This window comes from Pseudarthrobacter sp. RHLT1-30-1 (genome assembly GCF_059383415.1).
Genome location: NZ_JBWZCG010000001.1, coordinates 103,487 through 124,381, shown reverse-complemented (window position 1 = coordinate 124,381; position 20,895 = coordinate 103,487). Strand labels below are relative to the sequence as shown.

18 protein-coding genes and 1 pseudogene are annotated in these 20,895 nt (G+C 67.7%); 7 read left to right on the top strand and 12 right to left on the bottom strand.

The window, feature by feature from the left end; translation table 11 throughout:
• Positions 1-159: 159 nt before the first annotated feature.
• Complete coding sequence (locus AC50YM_RS00610; protein ID WP_494955080.1) at positions 160-1,029, bottom strand: hydroxymethylpyrimidine/phosphomethylpyrimidine kinase; 870 nt, start codon at positions 1,027-1,029, stop codon at positions 160-162.
• Positions 1,030-1,171: 142 nt separating this feature from the next.
• Here AC50YM_RS00610 and AC50YM_RS00605 point away from each other — a divergent pair, with 142 nt between their 5' ends.
• A complete protein-coding gene (locus tag AC50YM_RS00605) occupies positions 1,172-2,575 on the top strand; it encodes an MFS transporter (RefSeq protein ID WP_494955079.1) in 1,404 nt (467 codons plus the stop codon).
• Between the two features lie 323 nt (positions 2,576-2,898).
• Complete coding sequence (locus AC50YM_RS00600; protein WP_494955078.1) at positions 2,899-3,594, top strand: queuosine precursor transporter; 696 nt, start codon at positions 2,899-2,901, stop codon at positions 3,592-3,594.
• Positions 3,595-3,830: 236 nt separating this feature from the next.
• On the opposite strand, the gene AC50YM_RS00595 is transcribed toward AC50YM_RS00600, so the two are convergent.
• Both AC50YM_RS00595 and AC50YM_RS00590 read right to left on the bottom strand, forming a co-directional pair.
• Positions 3,831-4,772, bottom strand: coding sequence for a type IV toxin-antitoxin system AbiEi family antitoxin domain-containing protein (locus AC50YM_RS00595; protein ID WP_494955077.1), 942 nt, complete (start codon positions 4,770-4,772; stop codon positions 3,831-3,833).
• A gap of 418 nt (positions 4,773-5,190) precedes the next feature.
• On the bottom strand, positions 5,191-6,204 hold the full coding sequence (locus AC50YM_RS00590; protein ID WP_494955076.1) for a LacI family DNA-binding transcriptional regulator: 1,014 nt from the start codon (positions 6,202-6,204) through the stop codon (positions 5,191-5,193).
• Positions 6,205-6,355: 151 nt separating this feature from the next.
• Between AC50YM_RS00590 and AC50YM_RS00585 the strand changes: the two genes are divergently transcribed.
• The 3 genes and pseudogenes from AC50YM_RS00585 (at position 6,356) to AC50YM_RS00575 (ending at position 8,876) form a co-directional block, all read left to right on the top strand.
• A complete protein-coding gene (locus AC50YM_RS00585; protein ID WP_494955075.1) occupies positions 6,356-7,534 on the top strand; it encodes a Gfo/Idh/MocA family protein in 1,179 nt (392 codons plus the stop codon).
• Positions 7,531-8,547 (top strand): annotated as a pseudogene (locus tag AC50YM_RS00580) (sugar phosphate isomerase/epimerase family protein). Before AC50YM_RS00585 ends, AC50YM_RS00580 begins: the two are co-directional and overlap by 4 nt.
• Positions 8,548-8,630: 83 nt before the next feature.
• Entirely contained in the window at positions 8,631-8,876 is a 246-nt protein-coding gene (locus AC50YM_RS00575) for a Gfo/Idh/MocA family oxidoreductase (RefSeq protein ID WP_494955074.1), read from the top strand.
• 337 nt (positions 8,877-9,213) lie between these two features.
• Here the strand turns inward: AC50YM_RS00575 and tgt are convergent, their stop codons facing one another.
• The 5 genes from tgt to AC50YM_RS00550 all read right to left on the bottom strand — a co-directional run bounded on the left by tgt (position 9,214) and on the right by AC50YM_RS00550 (position 13,869).
• Positions 9,214-10,512 (bottom strand): tRNA guanosine(34) transglycosylase Tgt, encoded by a 1,299-nt coding sequence (tgt, locus tag AC50YM_RS00570; protein ID WP_494955073.1) that lies wholly within the window; start codon positions 10,510-10,512, stop codon positions 9,214-9,216.
• Positions 10,513-10,545: 33 nt separating this feature from the next.
• On the bottom strand, positions 10,546-11,271 hold the full coding sequence (locus AC50YM_RS00565) for an SRPBCC family protein (protein ID WP_494955072.1): 726 nt from the start codon (positions 11,269-11,271) through the stop codon (positions 10,546-10,548).
• 48 nt (positions 11,272-11,319) lie between these two features.
• Positions 11,320-12,375 carry a DUF6707 family protein gene (locus tag AC50YM_RS00560; protein WP_494955071.1) on the bottom strand — a complete coding sequence of 352 codons (1,056 nt, stop codon included), beginning with the start codon at positions 12,373-12,375 and terminating at the stop codon, positions 11,320-11,322.
• Between the two features lie 119 nt (positions 12,376-12,494).
• Positions 12,495-13,034 (bottom strand): NUDIX hydrolase family protein, encoded by a 540-nt coding sequence (locus AC50YM_RS00555; protein WP_494893979.1) that lies wholly within the window; start codon positions 13,032-13,034, stop codon positions 12,495-12,497.
• A gap of 43 nt (positions 13,035-13,077) precedes the next feature.
• Positions 13,078-13,869: a VOC family protein gene (locus AC50YM_RS00550; RefSeq protein WP_494955070.1), complete on the bottom strand. Its 792-nt coding sequence runs from the start codon at positions 13,867-13,869 to the stop codon at positions 13,078-13,080.
• Positions 13,870-13,961: 92 nt separating this feature from the next.
• Here AC50YM_RS00550 and AC50YM_RS00545 point away from each other — a divergent pair, with 92 nt between their 5' ends.
• The gene (locus AC50YM_RS00545) at positions 13,962-14,561 is read left to right on the top strand and encodes a YdeI/OmpD-associated family protein (RefSeq protein ID WP_494955069.1); all 600 of its coding nucleotides are present in this window, start codon (positions 13,962-13,964) and stop codon (positions 14,559-14,561) included.
• 36 nt (positions 14,562-14,597) lie between these two features.
• Here AC50YM_RS00545 and AC50YM_RS00540 read toward each other — a convergent pair whose 3' ends face one another.
• The 4 genes from AC50YM_RS00540 to AC50YM_RS00525 all read right to left on the bottom strand — a co-directional run bounded on the left by AC50YM_RS00540 (position 14,598) and on the right by AC50YM_RS00525 (position 19,830).
• The gene (locus AC50YM_RS00540) at positions 14,598-15,779 is read right to left on the bottom strand and encodes an ABC transporter ATP-binding protein (protein WP_494955068.1); all 1,182 of its coding nucleotides are present in this window, start codon (positions 15,777-15,779) and stop codon (positions 14,598-14,600) included.
• Positions 15,776-17,368: an ABC transporter permease gene (locus AC50YM_RS00535; protein WP_494955067.1), complete on the bottom strand. Its 1,593-nt coding sequence runs from the start codon at positions 17,366-17,368 to the stop codon at positions 15,776-15,778. Before AC50YM_RS00535 ends, AC50YM_RS00540 begins: the two co-directional genes overlap by 4 nt.
• 4 nt (positions 17,369-17,372) lie before the next feature.
• Complete coding sequence (locus tag AC50YM_RS00530) at positions 17,373-18,428, bottom strand: iron ABC transporter substrate-binding protein (RefSeq protein WP_494955411.1); 1,056 nt, start codon at positions 18,426-18,428, stop codon at positions 17,373-17,375.
• Positions 18,429-18,594: 166 nt separating this feature from the next.
• Positions 18,595-19,830, bottom strand: coding sequence for a glycoside hydrolase family 76 protein (locus AC50YM_RS00525; RefSeq protein ID WP_494955066.1), 1,236 nt, complete (start codon positions 19,828-19,830; stop codon positions 18,595-18,597).
• A gap of 135 nt (positions 19,831-19,965) precedes the next feature.
• On the opposite strand from AC50YM_RS00525, the gene AC50YM_RS00520 reads away from it, so the two are divergent.
• Complete coding sequence (locus AC50YM_RS00520) at positions 19,966-20,814, top strand: SDR family NAD(P)-dependent oxidoreductase (RefSeq protein ID WP_494955065.1); 849 nt, start codon at positions 19,966-19,968, stop codon at positions 20,812-20,814.
• Positions 20,815-20,895 lie beyond the last annotated feature (81 nt).

Sequence of the window (20,895 nt, the reverse complement as noted above, 5' to 3'; positions counted from 1 at the left end):
CGAACGGGGCGTACCCTGCGACCCTGCGACCCGGCGACCCGGCGACCCTGCCCGCGGCGGAGACCCGTCGACCCGGCGTACCCGGCGACCCGGCGACCCGGCGACCGGGGCGTACCCTGCGACCCTGCGACCCGGCGACCGGGCCGGCGGCGGCGGAGGTTAGCGCGGGCCGCCCTGCCAGAGGGCAGTGAACGGCGCCCCCGAGGCCAGCCTGTTCCGGATCCCCGCGGTCACAAAGGCTTTGGCGGTGCGTGCGGCCTCCAGCGGCGTCGCACCCTTGGCCAGCTCCGCTGTCACGGCCGCGGCCAGCGAACAGCCTGCGCCGGAAACCGCCACCTCGCCCACCTTCGGGGCGGACAGGACTTCCAGGGTCTCGCCGTCGTAGTAAACGTCGACGGCGTCCGGCCCGGCCAGGCGCACTCCGCCCTTGGCGAGTACCGTGGCGCCACTCAGCTCGTGGATCCGGACGGCGGCGGCCTTGAGCGACTCAAGGTCGGTGATCTCCAGGCCGGACAGGGATTCGGCCTCAAAGTGGTTCGGCGTGACAAACGTGGCCAGCGGCAGGATCTGCGCCTTCAGTGCCTGGTCGGTGTCCAACGCATGCCCCGGCTCCTGGCCCTTGCAGATCAGCACCGGATCCAGCACGACGTTGGTGAACGAGGCCGCGGCCAGCGCCGTGGCGACCGTGGCGATGGTCGCCGGGCTGCCCAGCATCCCGATCTTCACGGTGCCCAGCAGGGACGGTGCGCCGGACGCTGCACCGTAGGCCGCCGTCGTCGCCTCGAGCTGGTCGGCGATGACCTGCTGGTCGATCGGGACGAAGCGGTGGTTCCAGTTGTCCTTCGGATCGAAGGAGACGATGCACGTCAGGTTGGCGATGCCGAATACCCCCAGTTCCTGGAACGTCTTCAGGTCAGCCTGCGCACCGGCGCCGCCGGTCGCTTCGGATCCGGCGATGGTGAGGGCGACGGCGGGGGCGGACACGGCGTCGGGCGTAACGGCGGTGGGCGAGTCAACTGTGGAAGTCATGCCCTTATCCTGCCATTTCCGGAAAACCGTCCGCATTGTGCGCATGACCAATATGACCAAAACCCTGGTGTTCCGGATCACCAGGAATAGGGTGGCGGACGGTGTTGCTTTCTTGCGGCGCCGGATCCAGGAAGGTTCATTGATGAGCACCCAACTGTCCGAATCGGCGCAGACGAGAAAAGCCGTCAGCAATATTCTCAAAGGTTCTGCGGGAAACCTCGTGGAGTGGTACGACCTGTATGTCTACACGGTTTTCGCGGCATATTTCCAGTCGCACTTCTTCAATTCCAAGGACGACCTGCAGGCCGGCCTGGAGGCAATGGCCGTCTTCTCGACGTCGTTCCTGATGCGCCCGGTGGGCGCCTGGTTCTTTGGCCGCTATGCCGACCGGAAGGGCCGGAAGGCTGCGCTGACCCTGAGCGTGACGATGATGTCCGCGGGTTCGTTCGCCATCGCGATCCTGCCGACAACGCAGCAGATCGGCGTCTGGGCCCTGGTCCTGCTGATCGTAGTCCGGCTGATCCAGGGCTTCTCTGTGGGCGGCGAATACGGCACCAGCGCCACCTATATGTCCGAGGCCGCCACGTCCAAGCGCCGCGGCTTCTTCTCCAGCTTCCAGTACGTAACACTGATCGGCGGCCAGATGCTGGCGCTGCTGGTCCTCGTCGTCCTGCAGAACACCATGGACAAGTCCATCCTGACCGAATGGGGCTGGAGGATCCCGTTCGCGATCGGCGGCGTCGCCGCGCTGGTGGTCCTGTGGCTGCGCCGCTCGATGGAGGAAACCGTATCCGCCGAGCAGGTCGAGGCCGCCAAGACTCCGGCCGTGGCAGGCGTCGCCCAGCCGGGCACGATGAAGCTGCTCTTCACCCAGTACTGGAAGCCGCTGCTGATCTGCATCGGAGTCACCCTCGGCGGCACCGTTGCGTTCTACACGTATACCAACTTCATCCTGAAGTTCATGAACGATACGTCCGGCATCGCCAAGACCGACACCTCCGTGATCAACTTCTGGGCGCTGTTCATCTTCATGCTGATGCAGCCGGTCTACGGCATCATTTCCGACAAGGTCGGACGCAAGCCGCTGCTCCTCTGGTTCGGCATCACCGGTGTGCTCTTCACCTGGCCGCTGCTTTCAACGCTGGCCGGCACCAAGGACCCCTTCACCGCGTTCCTGCTGATGATGGGCGGCCTGCTGATCGTCGGCGGCTACACCTCGATCAACGCCCTCGTGAAGGCCGAGCTGTTCCCGGCCTCCATCCGTGCCCTCGGCGTCGGCCTTGGCTACGCGATCGCCAACTCGCTCTTCGGCGGCACCGTCCCGCTGATCGGCGCGGCCCTGCAGAAGTCCGACCAAGTGGACCTGTTCTTCACCTACGTCACGGTGGCGATCGGCATCTCCCTGCTGGTCTACATCTTCGCGCTGAAGAACAAGAAGTCCACCCACCTGGACCACGAACAGGGACACGCCTGGGAGTCTCCGGTTGTGCCGGGCGACGGCCGCAGGGACGACGACAAGGACCTCGTCGACGCCTCGCGCCGCTAGCGCTGCGGGCCGCCGAACTGGCGGTGACTTCGACGACGGCGGGTTGCCGGCTCCGGGACTTCGGTCCGGAAGCCGGCAGCCCGCCGTCGTCGTTCGGGGCAAGGGCCGGTTCGGTCGCCGGAAGGTGGCGTTCGGTGACGGGGAAGGCCGCGGCAATGCGAGGGCTCGGCCCGGGCCACGGCTTCGGATCGGGGGTGAGAGAATGGAAGCCGGTTCCCGGCGGTCAGCCCGCCAGGACCGCCCAGTGCTAATACAGCCGGCGCCCAGCCAGGTCCTCCTCGAGGACCCGGGACGCCGAGCGAACCACTACGAATGGAACACCCATGACTTCCGCCAAGACCTTGCCGGCCGCCGCGCCGCCGAAATTCGCCTCAATCGGTTCCCCCTACTTCGGCATCCTGCTGGCCGTGATGGCCGTGGTGCTGATCCTCTCCAACATCGGGGCGTCCAAGGGCGTCGCGATCGGCCCCATTATCACCGACGGCGGCTTCTTCCTCTTCCCGCTGGCGTACATTCTCGGCGACGTGATCAGCGAGGTTTACGGCTTCAAGGTGGCGCGCAAGGCCATTGTCACCACCTTTGCGCTCTCGGTTTTCGCGTCCCTCTGCTACTGGATCATCATCGCTTTGCCGGGATTCGACGACGACTTCGGGGTCGCCAAGCAGACCGCCCTGGAAGGTGCGCTGGGCCCGGTCCCGCAGATTGTGCTCGCGTCACTGCTGGCGTTCCTGGCCGGGCAGACCATCAACGCATGGATCCTCGTCAAGATGAAGGCACGCACGGGGGAGAAGTCCCTTTGGGCCCGGATCATGAGTTCCTCGGTCGCCGGAGAGTTCGTTGACACGCTGATCTTCTGCAGCATCGCGGCCTCCGTGATCGGGATTACCGATTTCGCGACGTTCGTGAACTATGTCGTCGTGGGCTTCCTCTACAAGACCCTCGTCGAGTTTCTCTTCGTCCCGGTCACCGCCGGCGCCATCGGCTGGATCAAGAAGCGCGAACCGAGCTACGGGGCGTAGGCTCCCGCCGGCGGGCGCCTCGGCGGGCACCTCGGGGGCCGGGGCCCTCGGCGGGCGGGGCCCTCGGCGGGCGCCTCGGCGGGCACCTCGGGGGCCGGGGCCCTCGGCGGGCGGGGCCCTCGGCGGGCGGGGCCCTCGGCGGGCGCCGGGGGCTGGTCCAATTCGGCGGTCCCGTTCGCGGTCGCCGTAACGGCCATCGGCGACGCGACGCCGCAACGCTCCGACGACTACAGGGTTCAGGGTCGTGGACGGCCGGCTAGCGCGCGGAGGAGACGGCTCTTGAACTCCTGCTCCCGGAAGAGGTCTTTCCACTCGACCCGGACAAAGAGCCAGCCGTCCTCCGTCAAGGCTTTCTCCCGCTGCCGTTCCTCGAAGATCACCTCCGCTGTGGGCGCGTAATCGAAGTACTTGGTCCTGCCGTCAAATTCGAGCGCGACCTTCTCCTCCTTCCAACCGAAGTCGAGGCGATGGCGGCCTGCCTGGCTTGAGACTTGGAGCTGCGGCTGGGGCGGCCTGATCTTCAGGCGAAAGATCAGCTCGCGGGCCAGGGTTTCTCCGGCGGATTCGGACCGTGGATCGGCCGTTGCGAGCACGCGGCGAAATGTCCGGATCCCCCGCCGGCCATCCAGACCATCTGCCATGGCCTGCAGCGCGGTCGGATCCGCGCCCAGGCGAAGCGCGTGGTCTGTAAGGATCAACGCCTGCCGGTAGCGGAGCATCATGGCGCAGTCGGCGACGGTGCGTTCCAGGGAAGTCGTACGAAGACCGTCCACTACGGCGACGTCGTGTTCGGCGTAGGGACGGGTGTGGCACTGGACATCCTTGCCGTGACGTTCGCTGGACGGTCGCACCTTTTGGAGGATGTGGATGGCGTCACCCACGTTCCAGAGATAGAGCCGGCGGAGGCGCGCTGCGGAGGTGTGGCTGTACAGGAAGCTGCCGGTCGACGTGGTACGCGTTCCGTGGGCATGGGCGTAGATGAGTTGCCTGCTTCGTGCGGGCGGTGACTGGGCATTCCAGTGGCTCGCTCGGATGTAGCAGCCGTGCCGCAGCCGGACCAGGGAACCCGAATCGAGGAGTCGGCGAATTCCCCGCGATCCGTAGCCGAGTTCGAGCAACTGTTCGGTTCGCCAAAGGGTACCCGTCGGCGGCAGCTCCAGTGGGTGATTATTTGTCATGCCACCAGCTTCAGCTGCCGTGGAAGCGGGAGGCAGGCTCCGGCGCCGCTATGTGGAAAACCCGAGATCGCGGGACCCTCCCGGCGTCGCTGTAAGGTTCCAGCGCCCCCAGGCGTTTCCCGCGATTTCGCTGGAGTGAAGGGGGCGGCAGGCGGTGCGGGACATGCGATACGGGTGCGGCAGACGCGCAGGGCAGGTCCGTGTGCGGCAGGCGCGGGCGGGGGAGGAGACGGGGCCGGACAGGTAAGGCAGGGCAGGCAGGGGCCGGACAGGGCAGGCGCGGCGGGACAGGGACGGCAGGGGCCGGACAGGTAAGACAGGGCAGGCAGGGGCCGGACAGGTAAGGCAGGCAGGGGGCGGCAGGCGGGCTGTCAGACGGAGCGGGAGGCAGCGCGCACGGGCCCGGGCGCCACCCCTGTCAGCCGGAGACTTGGCCCGTGGTGCTCCGGACGACGAGGGCAGGGTGGATGAGCCTGCGCTCCGGCTCAAGCGCGGAGTCCTGGATCCGGGCCAGCAGCGTGTTGGCGACCTCGGCGCCGACAAGGTCGCTGCGGTTGTCTACGGAGGACATGTCCAGATAGCGGGACTTGGCCAGCTGGGAATTGTCGTAGCCGATCACCGAGAGGTCGGCCGGGACAGACAGGCCGCGTGCCTTGGCCGCGGCAAGGGCGCCCAGCGCCATGGTGTCGTTGGCCGCGAACAGGGCCGTGGTGTCGGGATGGTGGTCGAGAATCCAGCAGGCGGACGCGTAGCCGTCCTCCTCGGCGGTCCCTTGGGATTCGCCGGCGATCCGGACCTCGGCGCCGGACTCCGCGATGCGGCTGCGGAATCCTGCCCGCCGGTGGGCGGCGGCCCCGCCGGAGCCCGAGAGGTGCCCGATCCGCGTGTGGCCGAGCCCCAGCAGGTGCTCCGCGGCCATCCGGCCGCCGGCGTCGTCGTCATTCGAGATGAGGCCGGCGCCGGCCGGGACGCCGTTCCGCCAGCCGGCCACGACGGCGGGAACCCAAGTCCCGGCCATCATCGACTCGCTGGGTTCGGCGGCGATCACGAGGCCCGCCACATGCATGGACAGCAGCCCGTCCGTAGCCTCCGTGATGCGGTTCTCGCCCGGCCGCGAGTCCGCGAGGGTGACCTGGTAGCCATGGGGTGAGAGCGCGGACTCCATGCCGCGCAGGAGGTCCACGAACCAGAGATTCCGGAAATCGTCGATCACGAGCCCGATGCTCTTCGTCTTGCTGCTGGCGAGTGTGGTGGCAGCGCGGCTGGGCCGGTACCCCAGATCCGTCATGGCCGTGCGGACCGCCTCCCGGCGCTTCTCGCTGACCTTTGACGGGTTCTGCAGCACAAGTGAGACCAGTGACGGCGAAACGCCGGCGCGCTGGGCAACGTCGTAGATCGTCGGACGGCGTGTCCGGGGGGTGTTCAGCGTCATCTATAAAGCCTTTCACATCTCATCCGGGGATAACCGGCAACCATTGACAGGACATATGCACATAGTTACGCTTGTTTTCAGCGCAGTTTTTGTAGCGCTCCAATTCTAAACGTCGGGCCGTTGGCCTGGCCGAATTTCAAAGGAGAAATCGATGGCTGACAGTTTGGGAGTCGCCGTAATCGGCGCGGGCATGGCCGGCAAGGCCCACGCGGCTGCCTACCGCACGGCGTCGGCGCTTTACAGCCCTGTGCTTCCCCCCATCCGGCTCGTCTCCATCGGTGACGTCAACGCCGAGTTCGGCTCGCTGGCAGCCAAGCGCTTTGGCTACGAACGCAATGACACCTCGTGGCAGGCGATCGCCGAAGCCGACGACATCGACGTCGTGAGCGTTGTGATCGCCAATTCCCTGCACCGCGAAGTCGTGGAGGGCCTGCTGGCTGCCGGCAAGCATGTGCTGTGCGAAAAGCCGCTGAGTGACACCCTTGAAGACGCCCGGGCCATGGCGGAAGCGGCCCGCAGCGCGAGCTCAATCGCGCGCATCGGATTCACTTTCCGCCGCACGCCGGGCATCGCGTACATTCGCGACCTCATCCGGTCCGGCGTGCTGGGCAATGTCCTGCATTTCAGCGGCCGCTACTGGACCGACTACGGGTTCAGCCCGTCGGCGCCCATGAGCTGGCGCTACAAGGGCGGCCCCGGCTCGGGCGCGCTGGCCGACGTCGGCAGCCACCTCACATACGTCGCCGAATTCCTCTGCGGCGACATCAAATCCATCAGCGGTGGACGCCTCAGCACAGTGATCGGCAAGCGCCCGATGCCGCTCGGCGCCGTGATGGGCCATGACCACGCCGCGGTCAGCGACACCTTCGAGCCCGTCGACAACGACGACTACGCGGTGTTCTCCGCAGAATTCGAGAACGGCGCCGGCGGCTTCGAGGTCTCGCGCGTCGCGGCCGGCCACGCCAACAGCCTCATCTTCGAGGTCTTCTGCGAGAACGGCGCAGCCCGGTTCGACCAGCGCCGCCCTGCGGAGATCGAACTGTTCCTCAACGACGGCCCGGCCAACGAGAACGGCTACCGCCAGGTCATCCTCGGACCCGGGCACCCCTACATCGCCGGCGGCCTGGCCATGGACGCGCCCAGCGTCGGCTTCGGCCAGAACGATGCCTTCGGCTACCAGGCCCGGGCCTTCCTCGAGGAAGTCGCCGGCCTCAGTGAGGCAGAGTCGCTGCCGCGCTGCGCCACTTTCGATGAGGGCGTGCGCAACATGGAGCTGCTCGGTGCGGTCACCGAATCCGCGCTTAACAACGGAAAGAAGATCACGCTATGAAACTCGGTGTCTACAACGCCATCCTGCACGACCGGCCACTGCCCGAGGCCCTCAAGGTCATCGCCGGCCTGGGGCTGACCGGCATCGAAATCAACACGGGTGGGTTCCTGCCGGCCGTCCACGTCCCCACGATGGACCAGATCCTCGAAAGTGATGCGGCCCGGGATGACTACCTGGCCATCTTTGAGGGGACGGGCGTCTCGATTGCCGGACTGAACTGAAACGGCAACCCGCTGCACCCCAAACGTGAGATCGGCGAGAAGCATGCCGAGGACATCCGGCGCTCCATCCGGCTGGCGCACCGGATGGGGCAGGACCGGGTGGTGACCATGTCCGGCCTTCCCGGGGGCGAGCCCGGGGCCACCACGGTCAACTGGGTGGTCAACGCCTGGAACTCGGCGGCCCTGGACGTGCTCGACTATCAGTGGGGCGTCGCGGCCGATTTCTGGAAGGAAACCGACCGGCTCGCCGCCGACCACGGCGTGAAGGTTGCCCTCGAACTGCACCCGCAGAACATCGTGTTCAATACCGCCGATGTCCGCAAGCTCATCGAACTTACCGGCGCGACCCACGTGGGCGTCGAGCTGGACGCCTCGCACCTGTTCTGGCAGCAGATGGATCCGGTCGCGGTCGTCCGCGAACTCGGTCCGCTGGTCTTCCAGGCGGCCGCGAAGGACGTCCGCGTCAACACCGCGAACGCCGCGCTCTACGGCGTCCTCGACAACAGCTTCCGCCGGCTGTCGCCGGAGGAAAGCCGCACCAATTTGGGCGGCGACGAGTGGGCCAACGAGTGGCCGAAGAACTCCGCCTGGGACTTCGTGGCACTGGGCCGCGGCCACGACACCGCGTTCTGGACCGAGTTCCTCCGCGCACTGTATGAAGTGGACCCGGACATGCTCGTCAACATCGAGCACGAGGATGTGTCCCTGGGCCGGATCGAGGGCCTTCAGGTGGCAGCGAAGGTCCTGCGGGACGCCGACGCGGCGCTCCGGGCGTCGCTGCACCCCGCCTGACAGTCTGACAGGCCACGAGGTCGCCGGAACGCTGCGGGGTCGAGGCCCTGTTCAGAGGCCGCCGCCCGGCTTTGGAACCGTCCATGTGGGGGATCGATGCCCCGGAAAACTGGGGGACGCTCGCGGTAGCCGGTGGCCGCTCCCAGATCGCCTCGGAGCTGGGCAACTATGCCGGGTTCTACACTGAGTTCGCCCGTGCGGTCCGGGACGGCGGCCCGGGACCGGTGCCAGCATCCGAAGGCGTGCGGACCCTGGAGGTCCTCGACGCCGCCCGGCGAAGCGCGCTGGAGGACACGCTTGTGGAGCTCGGCGGCCAGGCGCCGGATTAGCTGACGGTCGTCCCGGGCAGAAACCTGGCGGGATCGCCGGAAAGCTGCCTGACACACACCAACGAAACGGCGATCTGGCACCGTTCCGGCGACTTCGACGGCGGGGCGGCCCCCACGCGTCCGTTCCGGCGACTTCGACGGCGGGGTGGCCCCCACACGCTTCCGTTCCGGCGATCTGGCACTGTTCCGGCGACTTCGGCGGCGGGGCGGCCCCCACACGCGTCCGTTCCGGCGATCTGGCACTGTTCCGGCGACTTCGACGGCGCGGGGACCCCAGCGGTACTGCGAACTCGACAGCAGGGGGACCCCACGGCCCGGCCAGCCCCGATCCAACGGCCTAGGAGTAGTACTGGCCCAGGGTCTCGGCCTTGAACTCGAAGAACGTGCCGGCCTCGATGGCGAGCCGGGCGTCGTCGACCATCTTCACGACAAAGCGCTCGTTGTGGATCGAGATCAGCGTCGCCGAGACCATTTCCTTGGCCTTGAACAGGTGATGGATGTAGGCCCGCGAATAGTTCAGGCAGGCGTAGCAGTCGCAGCCTTCCTGCAGCGGGCCGAAGTCGCGCTTGTACCTGGCTCCGGAGAGGTTGTACCGGCCGGTGGGGTGGTAGAACGCCGAATTCCGGGCCACCCGGGTGGGGGAGACGCAGTCGAAGGTGTCCGCGCCGTTCTCGATCGCGGTGAAGATGTCGTCGGGCTCGGAGATGCCGAGCAGGTGCCGGGGTTTGTTCTCCGGCAGTTCCTCGTTGCACCAGCGCACGATCGTGCCCAGGTTTTCCTTCTCCAGGGCGCCGCCGATGCCGAAGCCGTCGAAGTTCATCGCACCGAGGTCACGGCACGCCTTGCGGCGCAGGTCCTCGTACTGGGCGCCCTGGATCACCCCGAAGAGCGCCTGGTACGGCTTCCCGGCCCGCTCTGAGGTGAGCCGGAGGTGCTCCGTGATGCACCGTTCGGCCCAGCGCCGGGTGCGCTCCAGCGATTCCTCCTGGTAGCCGCGGGAGTTCTGCAGCGTGGTGAGCTCGTCGAAGGCGAACATGATGTCCGCGCCGATCTGGTGTTGGACGTTCATGGAGATCTCGGGGCTGAAGCGGTGCCGGTCGCCGTTGAGGTGGCTCTTGAACCACACGCCCTCCTCGTCCACGTGGGCCAGCCGTTCCTTGCCGGGGGCGACGGCGTCGTCGGGTCCCGAATTGTCGACCGATTTCATGTCGATGACCTTCTTGAACCCCGAGCCCAGGCTCATCACCTGGAAGCCGCCCGAGTCGGTGAAGGTGGGGCCGCGCCAGTTCATGAAGGCGCCCAGGCCGCCGGCCTCGTCCAGGATATCGGCGCCGGGCTGCAGGTACAGGTGGTAGGCGTTGGCCAGCACGGCCTGCGCGCCCAGCTCGGCGACGGACTCCGGGAGCACCGATTTGACGGTGGCCTTGGTGCCGACGGCGATGAACGCCGGGGTCTGGATCTCGCCGTGCGGGGTGGTGATCGTGCCGGTGCGGCCGAGGAATTCCCCGCCGTTACCAGCCACCTGGGCCGCCGACGGCGGGCAGCTCTCGCTCAGGCGCTTGCCCACGCGGAAGGAAAACTCCGATTGCTGGGCTGGCAGGGGTGAAGACACGGGTGAATCAGGATTGGCTGGCACCGTTCAAGTGTGCCAGCTAACAGGACTCAACCCTTAGTGCAGCGGATCGGATGTGGGGTAGTTCTCAGCCCGCCACTTGTCCCAGTGGCTGCGGATGGACTCCAACTGGTGCGCCCCGAGGTCGTAGGTGGAGATGATGACCAGGGAGCCGCCTTTGGGCCGGATGTCTTTGATGACTGGCTGGTCCGCCACGATCACCAGCCCCTCGCCGTGCTCCGCATAGTGGTGGACGGTCAGACCCACCTGGTGGTTGCTCCGGAACCACACCTTGCCGGAGATTTCCTCGCCCGTGGCCAGGGTGAGCGAGTACGGTTCGCCGGGCTTGGGAACTTCCGAGAGTCCCAGCTGATCTATGGCGGACTCCTCATTTCCCGGAACGGAGAAGAAGAAGGTCCGGCGCTTGCCGTGCGGATGCCGTTCGAGGGCAAACCGGAGCTGCTGCAGGAAGGTCAGCCAGCCCTGGGTGATGTCCTCGTCCCAGGCCGCCCACTCGGAATTGTGGTCGATGGCCGCCCGCGTGACGCTGACCTCGGTGCCGGTCGGGACCGGTTTCAAGGTAAAGACATCCCCGCCGTCGACCACCAGGGACGTGTGGTCGGCGCCTTCGACAACGTTGGGGCCGAAGTAGATCTCGTTGATCTCGGCCGCCTGGTCGTCGGCTTCCCAGCCGTGCCACTGGGCAACCTTGGCGGGTTCGCGCAGCATCGTCCAAACCTGCTGCGCGTCGGAATTGATCACAACGCTCAGATTGTTCGTCATGGGGTGAATCTACAGCGCCCGGCCGTGAGGGGGTAGGGGGCAAACGCCTCAGGAACGGACGGACTCGAGTTCGTTGCCGATCCGGCGGTCCAGTTCCGGTGCCCCGATGGTCTCCGAGCCGCCGTGGGCGCGCAGGAAGAGCAGTGCCTCGAGTCGCAGGAGCCGCCACTCGCGTTCCGCGTCCGGATTCGAGTTGTCCATCGAGCGGAAGATTTCCTTGTCGTACAGGTTCGGTTCGTTGAGCGAGCGCTGGCGGACCTTGGCGTTGATCCTGGCCTTGAACCGGTCCGTCTCCATGGCTTCGGGGGCGCGGAGGAACTTCTCGTAGACAGCGGCCCGTTCCTCCTGCCCGAGCTGCCGGCAGATGTAGCTGGACAGGGCGAGGGCGGCCTCCACCGACGCCCAGCGGCCCCGGTTGCCGTCGAAAGGCAGCACGTTCAGCAGATCAGCAACGGCAAGGGCGTTTTCGGGGTCCTTGAGGATGATGAACAGCTCCTGCGCGAGGTCGCTGAGGTCCTTGAGACAGCTGCCGGACTTGGTGTTGATGCCCTTGGCCAGCCGTTCGCTGAGCAGCAGCACCCCCACCGAGTCCGGGTGGGCCTCCGCGACTGCCTGCACCACGGACTCGGGGGTGCCCTCGAGGGCGGGGATCAGCGCAAGGTCCGCTTCGCTGGGCCCACTCACGGCGGGCGGCGCGGGCGGAAGGGGCGGGACGACGACGGCGGCCGCTGCGGCGCCGTCGTCGGTCCCCTGGCCTCCACCCTGCTCCTTGGCCTGATTCTGGACGGCGCCCTCAGCGGGGGCCGGTTCGACGAGCTGAAGCGGGGAGCCGGCGTCCTCGAAGGCGGGTTCTGCGGACGCGGATTCTGCAGCGGCGGTGGCCGTTTCGAGGACCAGGACGGTGGAGGCGGCCGCGATCCGGACGCCGCCGCCGCCGGTGAGGGTCGCCAGGACCACGGCAGGAGTGCCGAAATCGTCGGTTTCGACGTCGACGCGCCGGATTTCAGCGGAACGGTTGCCATCGGGCAGGAGCAGATGATCGCCGCTCTGCAGAGCTCCAGCCTGTTGTTCGATGTAGTTCGGTGCGGCTGGTGGGTGGGTCATCGGAAATCCTTAAATTCTTTTGCGGTCCGCCCACCAGTCTACAAAGGCGCGCCCCGGAAGTCGGGGACGCACTGCAACCTCCGGGCGTCCCGGGCGGTTTCAGGCAGGCCCGGCGCGGGTCAGTTCCCGACCCCCGCGAAGGCCAGAGCCTGGCGGATCAGGGCGCCTCGCCCGCCGCTGAATTCCAGCTGGACATCCGAACTCATGACTTCCTGCGGCGTCATCCAGGTCAGCTCCAGGGCGTCCTGGCGCGGTGAGCATTCGCCGGTGACCGGGATGATGTATGCCAGTGCAACAGCGTGCTGGCGGTCGTCGGTGAATCCGGTGTGGGACGGGGCGGGGAAGTACTCGGCCACTGTGAACGGCACCGGGCTGATGGGCAGCTGGGGAAAAGCCAGCGGGCCGAGGTCCTTCTCCATGTGGCGCAGCAGCGCCGCGCGGATGGTCTCCCGGTACAGCACCCGGCCGGAGACCAGCGAGCGGATCATGTTGCCGTCCGCATCGGCCTGCAGGAGCGTGCCGACCTCGTTCACAAACCCGAGCGGATCCAGCCGGACCGGGACGGCCTCGACGTAGACCATGGGCAGCCGGCCGCGCGCCTCGAACAAATCTTCTTCGGAGAGCCAGCCGGGGTTCGGGTCAGGAGTGCGAACATTCATGGTTAAGTTCTACCCCATCCCCGTGGCCGGGGCGTGCTCACCCTCACCCAAGCGCCGGTGCCGCGGAAATCCAGAGGGGCCGGCGGGCGGCCACACCGTCCGCATCGGGGTTGGCGATATGCAGGGTCGGGATGGCGGACTCCTCGACAAGTGCGGCCTCGTGACCCGCCTCGGCAAGGCGTTCACGCAGCACGTTCAGGTCGCCGGCGTATTCGAACCCCAGCCCGGCTTGCCCGGCCCCGGCGCCTGTCCCAAGCATCAGGGTCCCGCCGTTTTTGGCCGTGAACGCCTCCGACTCGGCTGTGTCGGTGGCTGTGTCGGCGTTGCCGACGGCGGCGCTGCCTGGCACCGGGCGGGGTGCGGCGCCGATGTCGCGCAGGGTCCGGGCTGCCGCCACTGCGTCCTCGGAAAACCAGACGCCGACGACGGCGATGCCGGGGTCTGCTTCAGCTGATCCGCCCCAGCTGCCGTCGCTGGCGCGGGCGGCCAGGTCGGCCAGGAAACTGTACCCGTCCGCGGCGGTGATGCGGCAGGCAGGTCCGTGGTCGGCTTCGACGAGTTCCGCGGTGGTGCCGGCTGTTGTGGTGCTGTCAGCCGCGCCGGCTTCCTTGGTCCGCCGGGCGAATTCCTTGAGGTCCCCGACCTCGACGCCGAGGGAGGTGGTGCCGTCCTCAGCGGAGCCGGCCTCGACGAAATGGAGCGCCAGGCGCCCGGATCCGGCGTCGAACTCCCGCCAGGTGGGCTCGTCAACGGTCTTGACCAGGCCAAGGTCGGTCAGCAGCCGCTCCCATGCATCAAGGCGGGAGGTGAAGTGGACCGGGCGGACTCGCAGCATCGTTGCTCCTCAGGGTGTGACGGTATCCAGCTCTCAGGGCTATCGTGCCACCAAAGCACCGCCGATGGTCAGGGCCGGGGCAGAATGGTGCCATGGCTGTTGAACTCGAGGAACTGCTGGTGAAGGACGCGGCCCAGTGGCGTGCCTGGCTGGAACAGCACCATGCGGAGAGTCCCGGTGTGTGGCTGGTGCTGCACAAAAAGGGTGGGACCGTCACGGAGCTGGACTACGAGGCCGCGCTGCAGGAGGCGCTGTGCTTCGGCTGGATCGACGGCCAGGGCCGGCGCCGCGACGAGGGGAGTTCCTTCCAGCGGATGACCCGGCGGGGGCCGAAGAGTGTCTGGTCCGCGCGGAACGTGGAGCGGATCGGGCGACTCGAAACCGCCGGCAGAATGGCTCCGGCCGGCCGCGCCGCCGTCGAGAGCGCCAAGGCGGACGGCCGCTGGGAAGCCGCTTACTCGGGCGCCGCGACGGCGGAGGTCCCCGATGACCTCGCCGCCGCCATCGCGGCAGACCCGCGGGCGCAGGCGATGTTCGACGTCCTGACCTCGGTGAACAGGTATGCCCTGATCTACCGCACCAACGGCGTCAAACAGGCCACCACCCGGGAAAAGAAGATCGCGGGATTCGTCGAGATGCTCGCCCGCCACGAGACGCCGTATCCGCAGACCAAACGCCCGCCGGCGACCTGATGTCCGCCGGCATGTCACCCTGACGCCCGCGGCCGCTTAGGCCGGCGGCAGATCCTCCATCGGGAAGGCCACTGCCTCGCCGACGACGCGGAGGCACAGCTCCGTGCCAGGGCGGGCGATCGAAGCGTTCCAGTGCCGGATGGTGATGATTTCGCCGCCGCCGGGATAGCGGTGGTCGGCCACTGCGCCCTCTGCCAGGACCGGCGGAACGGCGAGTTTGAGCCGGACGGTGGTTTCGGGCCCGAAGTAATCGGTGTCCACCACGACGCCGCGGATCGGTCCGTCCTCGGAGATCCGGATCTGTTCCGGCCGCAGCATGAGCTGGACGCGGCCCTGCGCCGGGGGCCGGCGCACGGGGATGCCGCCGAGGGAACAAGTGGCCAGGGAACCCTCCATCCAGGCATCGAGGATGACGGCGTCACCGAGGAATTCCGCGGTGGCGCGGTCCGCCGGACGGGTGTAGACGATGAAGGGGTTGCCGATCTGCGCCAGCCGTCCGCCGCGCATCACCGCCACCTGGTCCGCGAACGACAGTGCCTCGCCCTGGTCGTGGGTGACCAGGATGGTCGTGACCCCGGCATCGTGCAGCACCTTGCCGACGGCGCGGCGGGTGGCCACGCGCAGGCCTGCATCCAGCGCCGAGAACGGTTCGTCCAACAGCATCAGTTCCGGCTCCCGGGCGAGGGCCCGGGCCAGGGCCACGCGCTGCTGCTGCCCGCCGGAAAGCTCGTGCGGGCGGCGTTTGGCCATCGACGGATCCAGTGACACCATGGCCAGCAGTTCGGCCACCCGGTCCCTGACCCCACGGTGCCCGCCGGGCAGCCCGGCGGCGTCGAGGCCGAACGAAATGTTCTTTCCGACGCTCAGGTGCGGGAAGAGCGCGCCGTCCTGCGCCACGTAGCCGACGTGCCGTTTATGCGCCGGGACCCAGACGCCGTCGCCGGCGACCTTGGCGCCGTTGAGCGAAATGCTGCCGGTCTCGGGGTGCTCAAAACCGGCGATCAGCCGCAGCAGCGTGGTCTTGCCCGAGCCGGAGGGCCCCACGATCGCCGTCGTGCCGCCCTTCGCTACCGAAAGGTTGACACCCTTGAGGACCGCCTGGGAGCCGAAGTTCTTGGTGACGGCATCAATTTCCAGGTGGTTGTTGGTGCTGGTGGCCACGGACGACGCGACCCGCGGTTCCGGGAGCCGGGAGGGGCTGTGCTGGGTTTCGGTCACTGTCCCGCTGCTTTCTTGGACTGCTGGAAGAGGAGGTAGGTCATCGGTGCCGAAAGGACAATCATCAGCAGGGCGTACGGGGCGGCGCCGGCGTAGTCGATTTCGCTGCTCTTGCTCCAGAACTCGGTGGCGAGCGTCCGGGTGCCGTTGGGGGAGAGCAGCAGCGTCGCCGTCAGTTCATTGACGATCGCGAGGAACACGAGCGCGGCACCGCCCGCGGCGGCGGGGGCGGTGAGCCGCAGCGTGACCCGGAGGAAGGCCGGCAGCGGCGGCTTGCCGAGCGCCTGCGCGGCCTCGTCGAGTTCCTTCGGCGCCTGGGCCAGGCCGGAACGGATGTTGACCAGCGCGCGCGGCAGGAACAGCAGCACGTAGGCCGCGATCAGCAGGGCGGAGGTCTGGTAGAGGTCCGCCGCGGCCTTGATGCTGACCGTCACGAACGCCAGGCCCACCACGATCCCCGGCATGGAGCTGGTGATGTAGTTGGACAGTTCCAGGGCCTTGCTGAACCAGCTGGGGTGCCGCACGGCCAGGTACGCCATCGGGAACGCGACGACTGTGGTGGCGAGGGCGCCGGCGAGGCCGTACATCAGGGTCTGCAGCAGCGCCGGCAGGAATTCGTCCGCTGCCCAGATGTCCGGGCCGCCGGAAAAAATCCAGCGCAGCACGAAGGTCAGCGGCAGCCCGAAGGCCAGCGCGGTGAGCGAGGCCAGAAACAGCTGGGCCGGGAGCTGGTAGGCGTGCAGCGGCAGACGCAGGGCGCGGGCCTGTGCGCCGGAGCCGATCTTGGCGTACCGGGCGCTGCCGCGGCTGCGCACCTCCACCAGCAGCAGGATCAGGCAGAGGAACACGAGCACGCTGGCGAGCATGTTCCCGGCAGTGCCGTTGAAGGTGGACTGGTACTGCACCATGATCGCGGTGGTGAAGGTGTCGAAGCGGATCATCGCGAAGGCGCCGTATTCGGCGAGCAGGTGCAGGGACACGAGCAGCGCGCCGCCGGTCATCGCAATCCGTAGCTGCGGAAGCACCACGCGGAAGAAGGTACGCCAGGCACCGAGGCCCAGGGACGCGGCGGACTGCTCGATGGCAGGATCCAGCCGGCTGAGCGTGGCGGCGGCCGGGATGTAGACGAGCGGGAAATAGGACAGCGTGGCGATCAGCACCCCGGACCACAGACCCTCGAGCGACGGCACCGCGGAAACCCACGCGTAGCTGTTGACAAAGGCGGGGATGGCCAGCGGGGCGGCGAGCAGCAGGGCCCACCATTTGTGTCCCCTGAGCTGGGTGCGTTCCACCAGCCAGGCGCCGCCGACGCCGAGGATCAGGCAGAGCGGCACGGTGACCAGCATCAGCAGCACCGTGTTGAGCAGCAGCACGCCGACGCGTTCCCGGAAGATCAGTTCCACGGCGGTGTCCCACCCCGTGGCCACCGTCATGACTATGACGTAGCCCAGTGGAATCAGCGCGAAGAGGGCGATCAGGACCGCCAGGACAGCAATTACGGATACGCCGAGAGGCGGGCGGGGGCGCTTGCCCCGGCCCGCCGTCGTCGGGCCCCCGGGTGTTCCGGGAGCCGCCAGCTTCGTGGTCACGTGCTTAGAGCAGTCCTGCCTTGGTCATGAGCTCGGAGACCTTTGCGGAGTTGAGCTTGGCCGGATCCACCGTGGGCGCCTGGAGTTCCGGCAGCGGGACGAGCTTCTCGTTGGCCGGGACATCGGAGGCGATGGCGTACTCGAACGAGGTGCCCTTCTGCAGGATTTCCTGGCCCTTCTTGCCGGTGATGAACTTGACGAAGGCCTGGGCCGCCGCCGCATTCTTCGAGGACTCCAGTACGCCGCCGCCGGAAACGGACACGAAGGCGCCGGGATCCTGGTTCTTGAAGTAGTACGGGGCGACGTTTTTGGAGTTCTCGCCGGTCTTGGCCTGGTCGCCGTAGTAGTAGTAGTGGTAGATCAGGGCGGCGTCGATTTCACCGGCGTTGACCGCCTTCATGGCCGTGCTGTTGCCCTTGTAGGCCTTGGAGTTTGCCTTCATGCCCTGGAGCCACTCCTCGGTGGCTGCTTCGCCCTTGAGTTCGAGCAGGGCGGAGACAATCGCCTGGAAGTCGGCACCGGACGGCGATGCCGCCCATTTGCCCTGCCACTCGGGCTTGGCCAGGTCCAGCATGGACTTGGGCAGCTGGTCCTCGGTGAGCTTGGCTTTGTCGTACACCAGTACGGTGGAGCGGGCCGCGATGCCGGTCCACTTGTTGGTGGAGGGGCGGAATTCGGCCGGCACCTGGTCAATGGTGGCCTTGTCGACGTCGGCGAAGAGCCCGGCGTTCTCCACCTGGGCCATTGCGGGGGAGTTTTCAGTCAGGAAGACGTCGGCCGGGGAGGCCTTGCCTTCCTGGATGATCTGGTTGGACATCTCGGTGTCCGAGCCCTGGCGCACGGTGACCTTGACGCCGGTTTCCGCGGTGAAGGCGTCCACCCACTCCTGGGTCAGGGATTCGTGCTGGGCGTTGTAGACCGTGATCTCTCCGGAGATCTTGCCGTCAGCGGCGGCGCTGCTGCTAGGGGCCGTGGAGGTGCTGGAGCCACAGGCGGTGAGGCCGAGCGCGGCGGTGGCGGCAAGTGCGATACCTGCCAGCGCGTTGTTGCGGATCTTCATGGGGCTGCTTTCTGCAAGGAATGTCATGGGAACCCTAAGCCCCGGTGAGCGGGGGAAGTTAGGGCATGCTCACTAGGAAAAACTGTAGGTTAGCCAAACCTAAGTCACCAAGTTGAAGGCCCGTTAAGTGACGAGGATCACTTCGATTACGAAACTATTTCGTGACTTAATGCCCGGCCGGTAGTCCCGGCGACGATTCTGCCGGCCTCCGCGCCCCCGTTACGCCGGCAATCGACGCCGCGGCTTCCAGCACCATCCAGGCCTGCAGCTGGGTGGAGAGTTCGACGGCGGATCCCGCCGGGTAGCTGCTGAGCGCCGGTAACTCGGCGCGGGCGGAGAAGATGATCCGGCTGCCCTTGCCCGCCAGCGGCTCCCGGGCTGAGACCGTCCGGCGGCCCTCCCAGAACGCCCCGGCGGTGTCGTGCACCAGGGCCGTTGCCTTCGCCCTGGTCCGGGCCGGGAGCCGGGCGTCGACGGCGGCCAGTGCGAGGTAGCGGGCCAGGATGCCGGTGAAGAGGCCGCCGTCGCCGCTTCCCTCGCAGCGCAGGATGGTGCCGCCGGTACCGGGCGTCGGGGCCGGTACCGTGAGGTGCTGCGCCACGGAAGCCACGAGTGAGGCCGCGCGGGCCAGGTTGGCCTCGCCGCCGAGCTCCAGCAGTGCGCCCAGGACCGGGCCTTGGTTGTAGGAGTAGATCGTGCTTTCCAGGACTACCTCGCCGCCGGGTGTGATCCGGAGGCCGTCCCGGTACATGCCCTGTTCGGGGTCGAAAAGCCGGGCATCCAGCCAGTCCAGCAGGGCCTGCGCCTTGGCTGCCTGGCCGGTGCGGGCGTAGTAGAGCGCCACCGGGGCCGTGGCCGGGGTGTTCTTGAAATCCCGCTTTTTGCTCCAGAAGGTGCCGCCGCCAAGGTCGTCCGTGGAGGCGGAATCGAACTGCAGCGTGAGGCTCTTCAGGACCCTGGAGTTGCGGCGCCGTCCTGCCGCCTTGCGGCTTTGTTCGGCGAGGTGCTCCAGCCGCAGGGTGGACAGCGCGAGCCAGGCCATGTCGTCGTAGTAGTTGTTCACGACGGTGAGGAAGTTGCGCAGCCGGATCCCGGTGACCAGCCGGGAGGCGAGCCTGCCCGCGCTGGGCCGGTTTTCGCCGTCGAACCGTCTTCCGGGCCGCGTGTCCGTGCCGAGCTCGCGGCGGCCGGTGTCCACCAGGCAGTCCAGATAGTGCGCCTGCCACCAGTAATGCCAGGGCCGGGCCAGGTTTTTGAGCCGTCCCGAGGGGCGCACGATCGCGGCAATGTGGGTTCCCGGCAGGAAGAAGAGCCGCTGCCCGAAAAGTCTGGTCACCGAACGGGCCGCTTCGTCCGCGCGGAAGGACCAGTCAGCGGCGGCGGAAACTTCAGCGGGGCTCATGGTTCCAGCCTAGTAGGGGCGGGGCGGAGGTGCGGAAAGTCCGTATTCCAGTTAACATTCACTAACTAATGTTCCCGGACGGTTCGTGACGCTGCACACAATGTCGTGGGGACGGTTCCACATCAAGGAGGATGCATGGACATCAAAGGTACAGTCGCGCTGATTACGGGCGGGGCCTCGGGCCTGGGTGCTGCCACGGCCCGGCGCCTGTTCGACGCCGGCGCCTCCGTGGTGCTGGTGGACCTGCCCGGCTCCGCCGGCGACGCCTTTGCCGCCGAGCTGAACGCCAGCGCCGGAGCCGGCGGCGGAGGCAAAACCGGCGGGGAGGCCGCCGGCGGCACCCCGATAGGGCAGTCGAACCAGGCGGTCTTTATCCCCGCCGATGTCACCAGCGAGGGGCAGGTGCAGGCCGCCGTCGACGCCGCCGTCGCTCTCGGCCCGCTGCGGATCGTGGTCAACTGCGCCGGGATCGCCACGCCCGGCAAAGTCCTGGGCCGTGACGGCGTGCTGCCGCTGGAGGCCTTCAGCCGCGTCATCCAGATCAACCTCGTGGGCACGTTCAATGTCATCCGCCTGGCCGCGGCCGCGATGGCCGCGACCGAGCCCGCCGTGACCGCGCTGGGCGGCCCGGAGCGCGGCGTCATCATCAACACCGCCTCCGTCGCGGCTTTCGACGGCCAGATCGGCCAGCCGGCCTACGCCGCTTCCAAGGGCGCTGTGCATGCGATGACGCTGCCGATCGCCCGCGAACTGGCCCGGTCGCTGATCCGGGTGGTGACCATCGCGCCGGGCATCTTCGAGACGCCCATGATGGCGGGGCTGCCGCAGGAAGCGCAGGACTCCCTCGGCCGGCAGGTGCCGCACCCGTCCCGGCTGGGCCGCCCCGCGGAGTACGCGAACCTGGCCGCGCACATCGTGGACAACGCCATGCTCAATGGCGAGACCATCCGTCTCGACGGCGCGATCCGGATGGGGCCGAAGTGATGCAGCCCGGGCTCGCCGGCTCCGCCGCGCCGGCCAGCTCCGCCAGTTCCGCCGCGCCCGCCGGCTCCGCCGGGTCCGCGG

Excerpts from the sequence above, each read along its gene's own strand:
- AC50YM_RS00530 (WP_494955411.1), bottom strand. The coding sequence starts at position 18,428 with ATGAAGATCCGCAACAACGCGCTGGCAGGTATCGCACTTGCCGCCACC.
- AC50YM_RS00550 (WP_494955070.1), bottom strand. The coding sequence starts at position 13,869 with ATGCTGCGAGTCCGCCCGGTCCACTTCACCTCCCGCCTTGATGCATGG.
- AC50YM_RS00520 (WP_494955065.1), top strand. The coding sequence starts at position 19,966 with ATGGACATCAAAGGTACAGTCGCGCTGATTACGGGCGGGGCCTCGGGC.
- AC50YM_RS00610 (WP_494955080.1), bottom strand. The coding sequence starts at position 1,029 with ATGACTTCCACAGTTGACTCGCCCACCGCCGTTACGCCCGACGCCGTG.
- AC50YM_RS00565 (WP_494955072.1), bottom strand. The coding sequence starts at position 11,271 with ATGACGAACAATCTGAGCGTTGTGATCAATTCCGACGCGCAGCAGGTT.
- AC50YM_RS00605 (WP_494955079.1), top strand. The coding sequence starts at position 1,172 with ATGAGCACCCAACTGTCCGAATCGGCGCAGACGAGAAAAGCCGTCAGC.
- AC50YM_RS00560 (WP_494955071.1), bottom strand. The coding sequence starts at position 12,375 with ATGACCCACCCACCAGCCGCACCGAACTACATCGAACAACAGGCTGGA.
- AC50YM_RS00555 (WP_494893979.1), bottom strand. The coding sequence starts at position 13,034 with ATGAATGTTCGCACTCCTGACCCGAACCCCGGCTGGCTCTCCGAAGAA.
- AC50YM_RS00575 (WP_494955074.1), top strand. The coding sequence starts at position 8,631 with ATGTGGGGGATCGATGCCCCGGAAAACTGGGGGACGCTCGCGGTAGCC.
- AC50YM_RS00595 (WP_494955077.1), bottom strand. The coding sequence starts at position 4,772 with ATGACAAATAATCACCCACTGGAGCTGCCGCCGACGGGTACCCTTTGG.
- AC50YM_RS00590 (WP_494955076.1), bottom strand. The coding sequence starts at position 6,204 with ATGACGCTGAACACCCCCCGGACACGCCGTCCGACGATCTACGACGTT.
- AC50YM_RS00525 (WP_494955066.1), bottom strand. The coding sequence starts at position 19,830 with ATGAGCCCCGCTGAAGTTTCCGCCGCCGCTGACTGGTCCTTCCGCGCG.
- AC50YM_RS00600 (WP_494955078.1), top strand. The coding sequence starts at position 2,899 with ATGACTTCCGCCAAGACCTTGCCGGCCGCCGCGCCGCCGAAATTCGCC.
- AC50YM_RS00585 (WP_494955075.1), top strand. The coding sequence starts at position 6,356 with ATGGCTGACAGTTTGGGAGTCGCCGTAATCGGCGCGGGCATGGCCGGC.
- AC50YM_RS00545 (WP_494955069.1), top strand. The coding sequence starts at position 13,962 with ATGGCTGTTGAACTCGAGGAACTGCTGGTGAAGGACGCGGCCCAGTGG.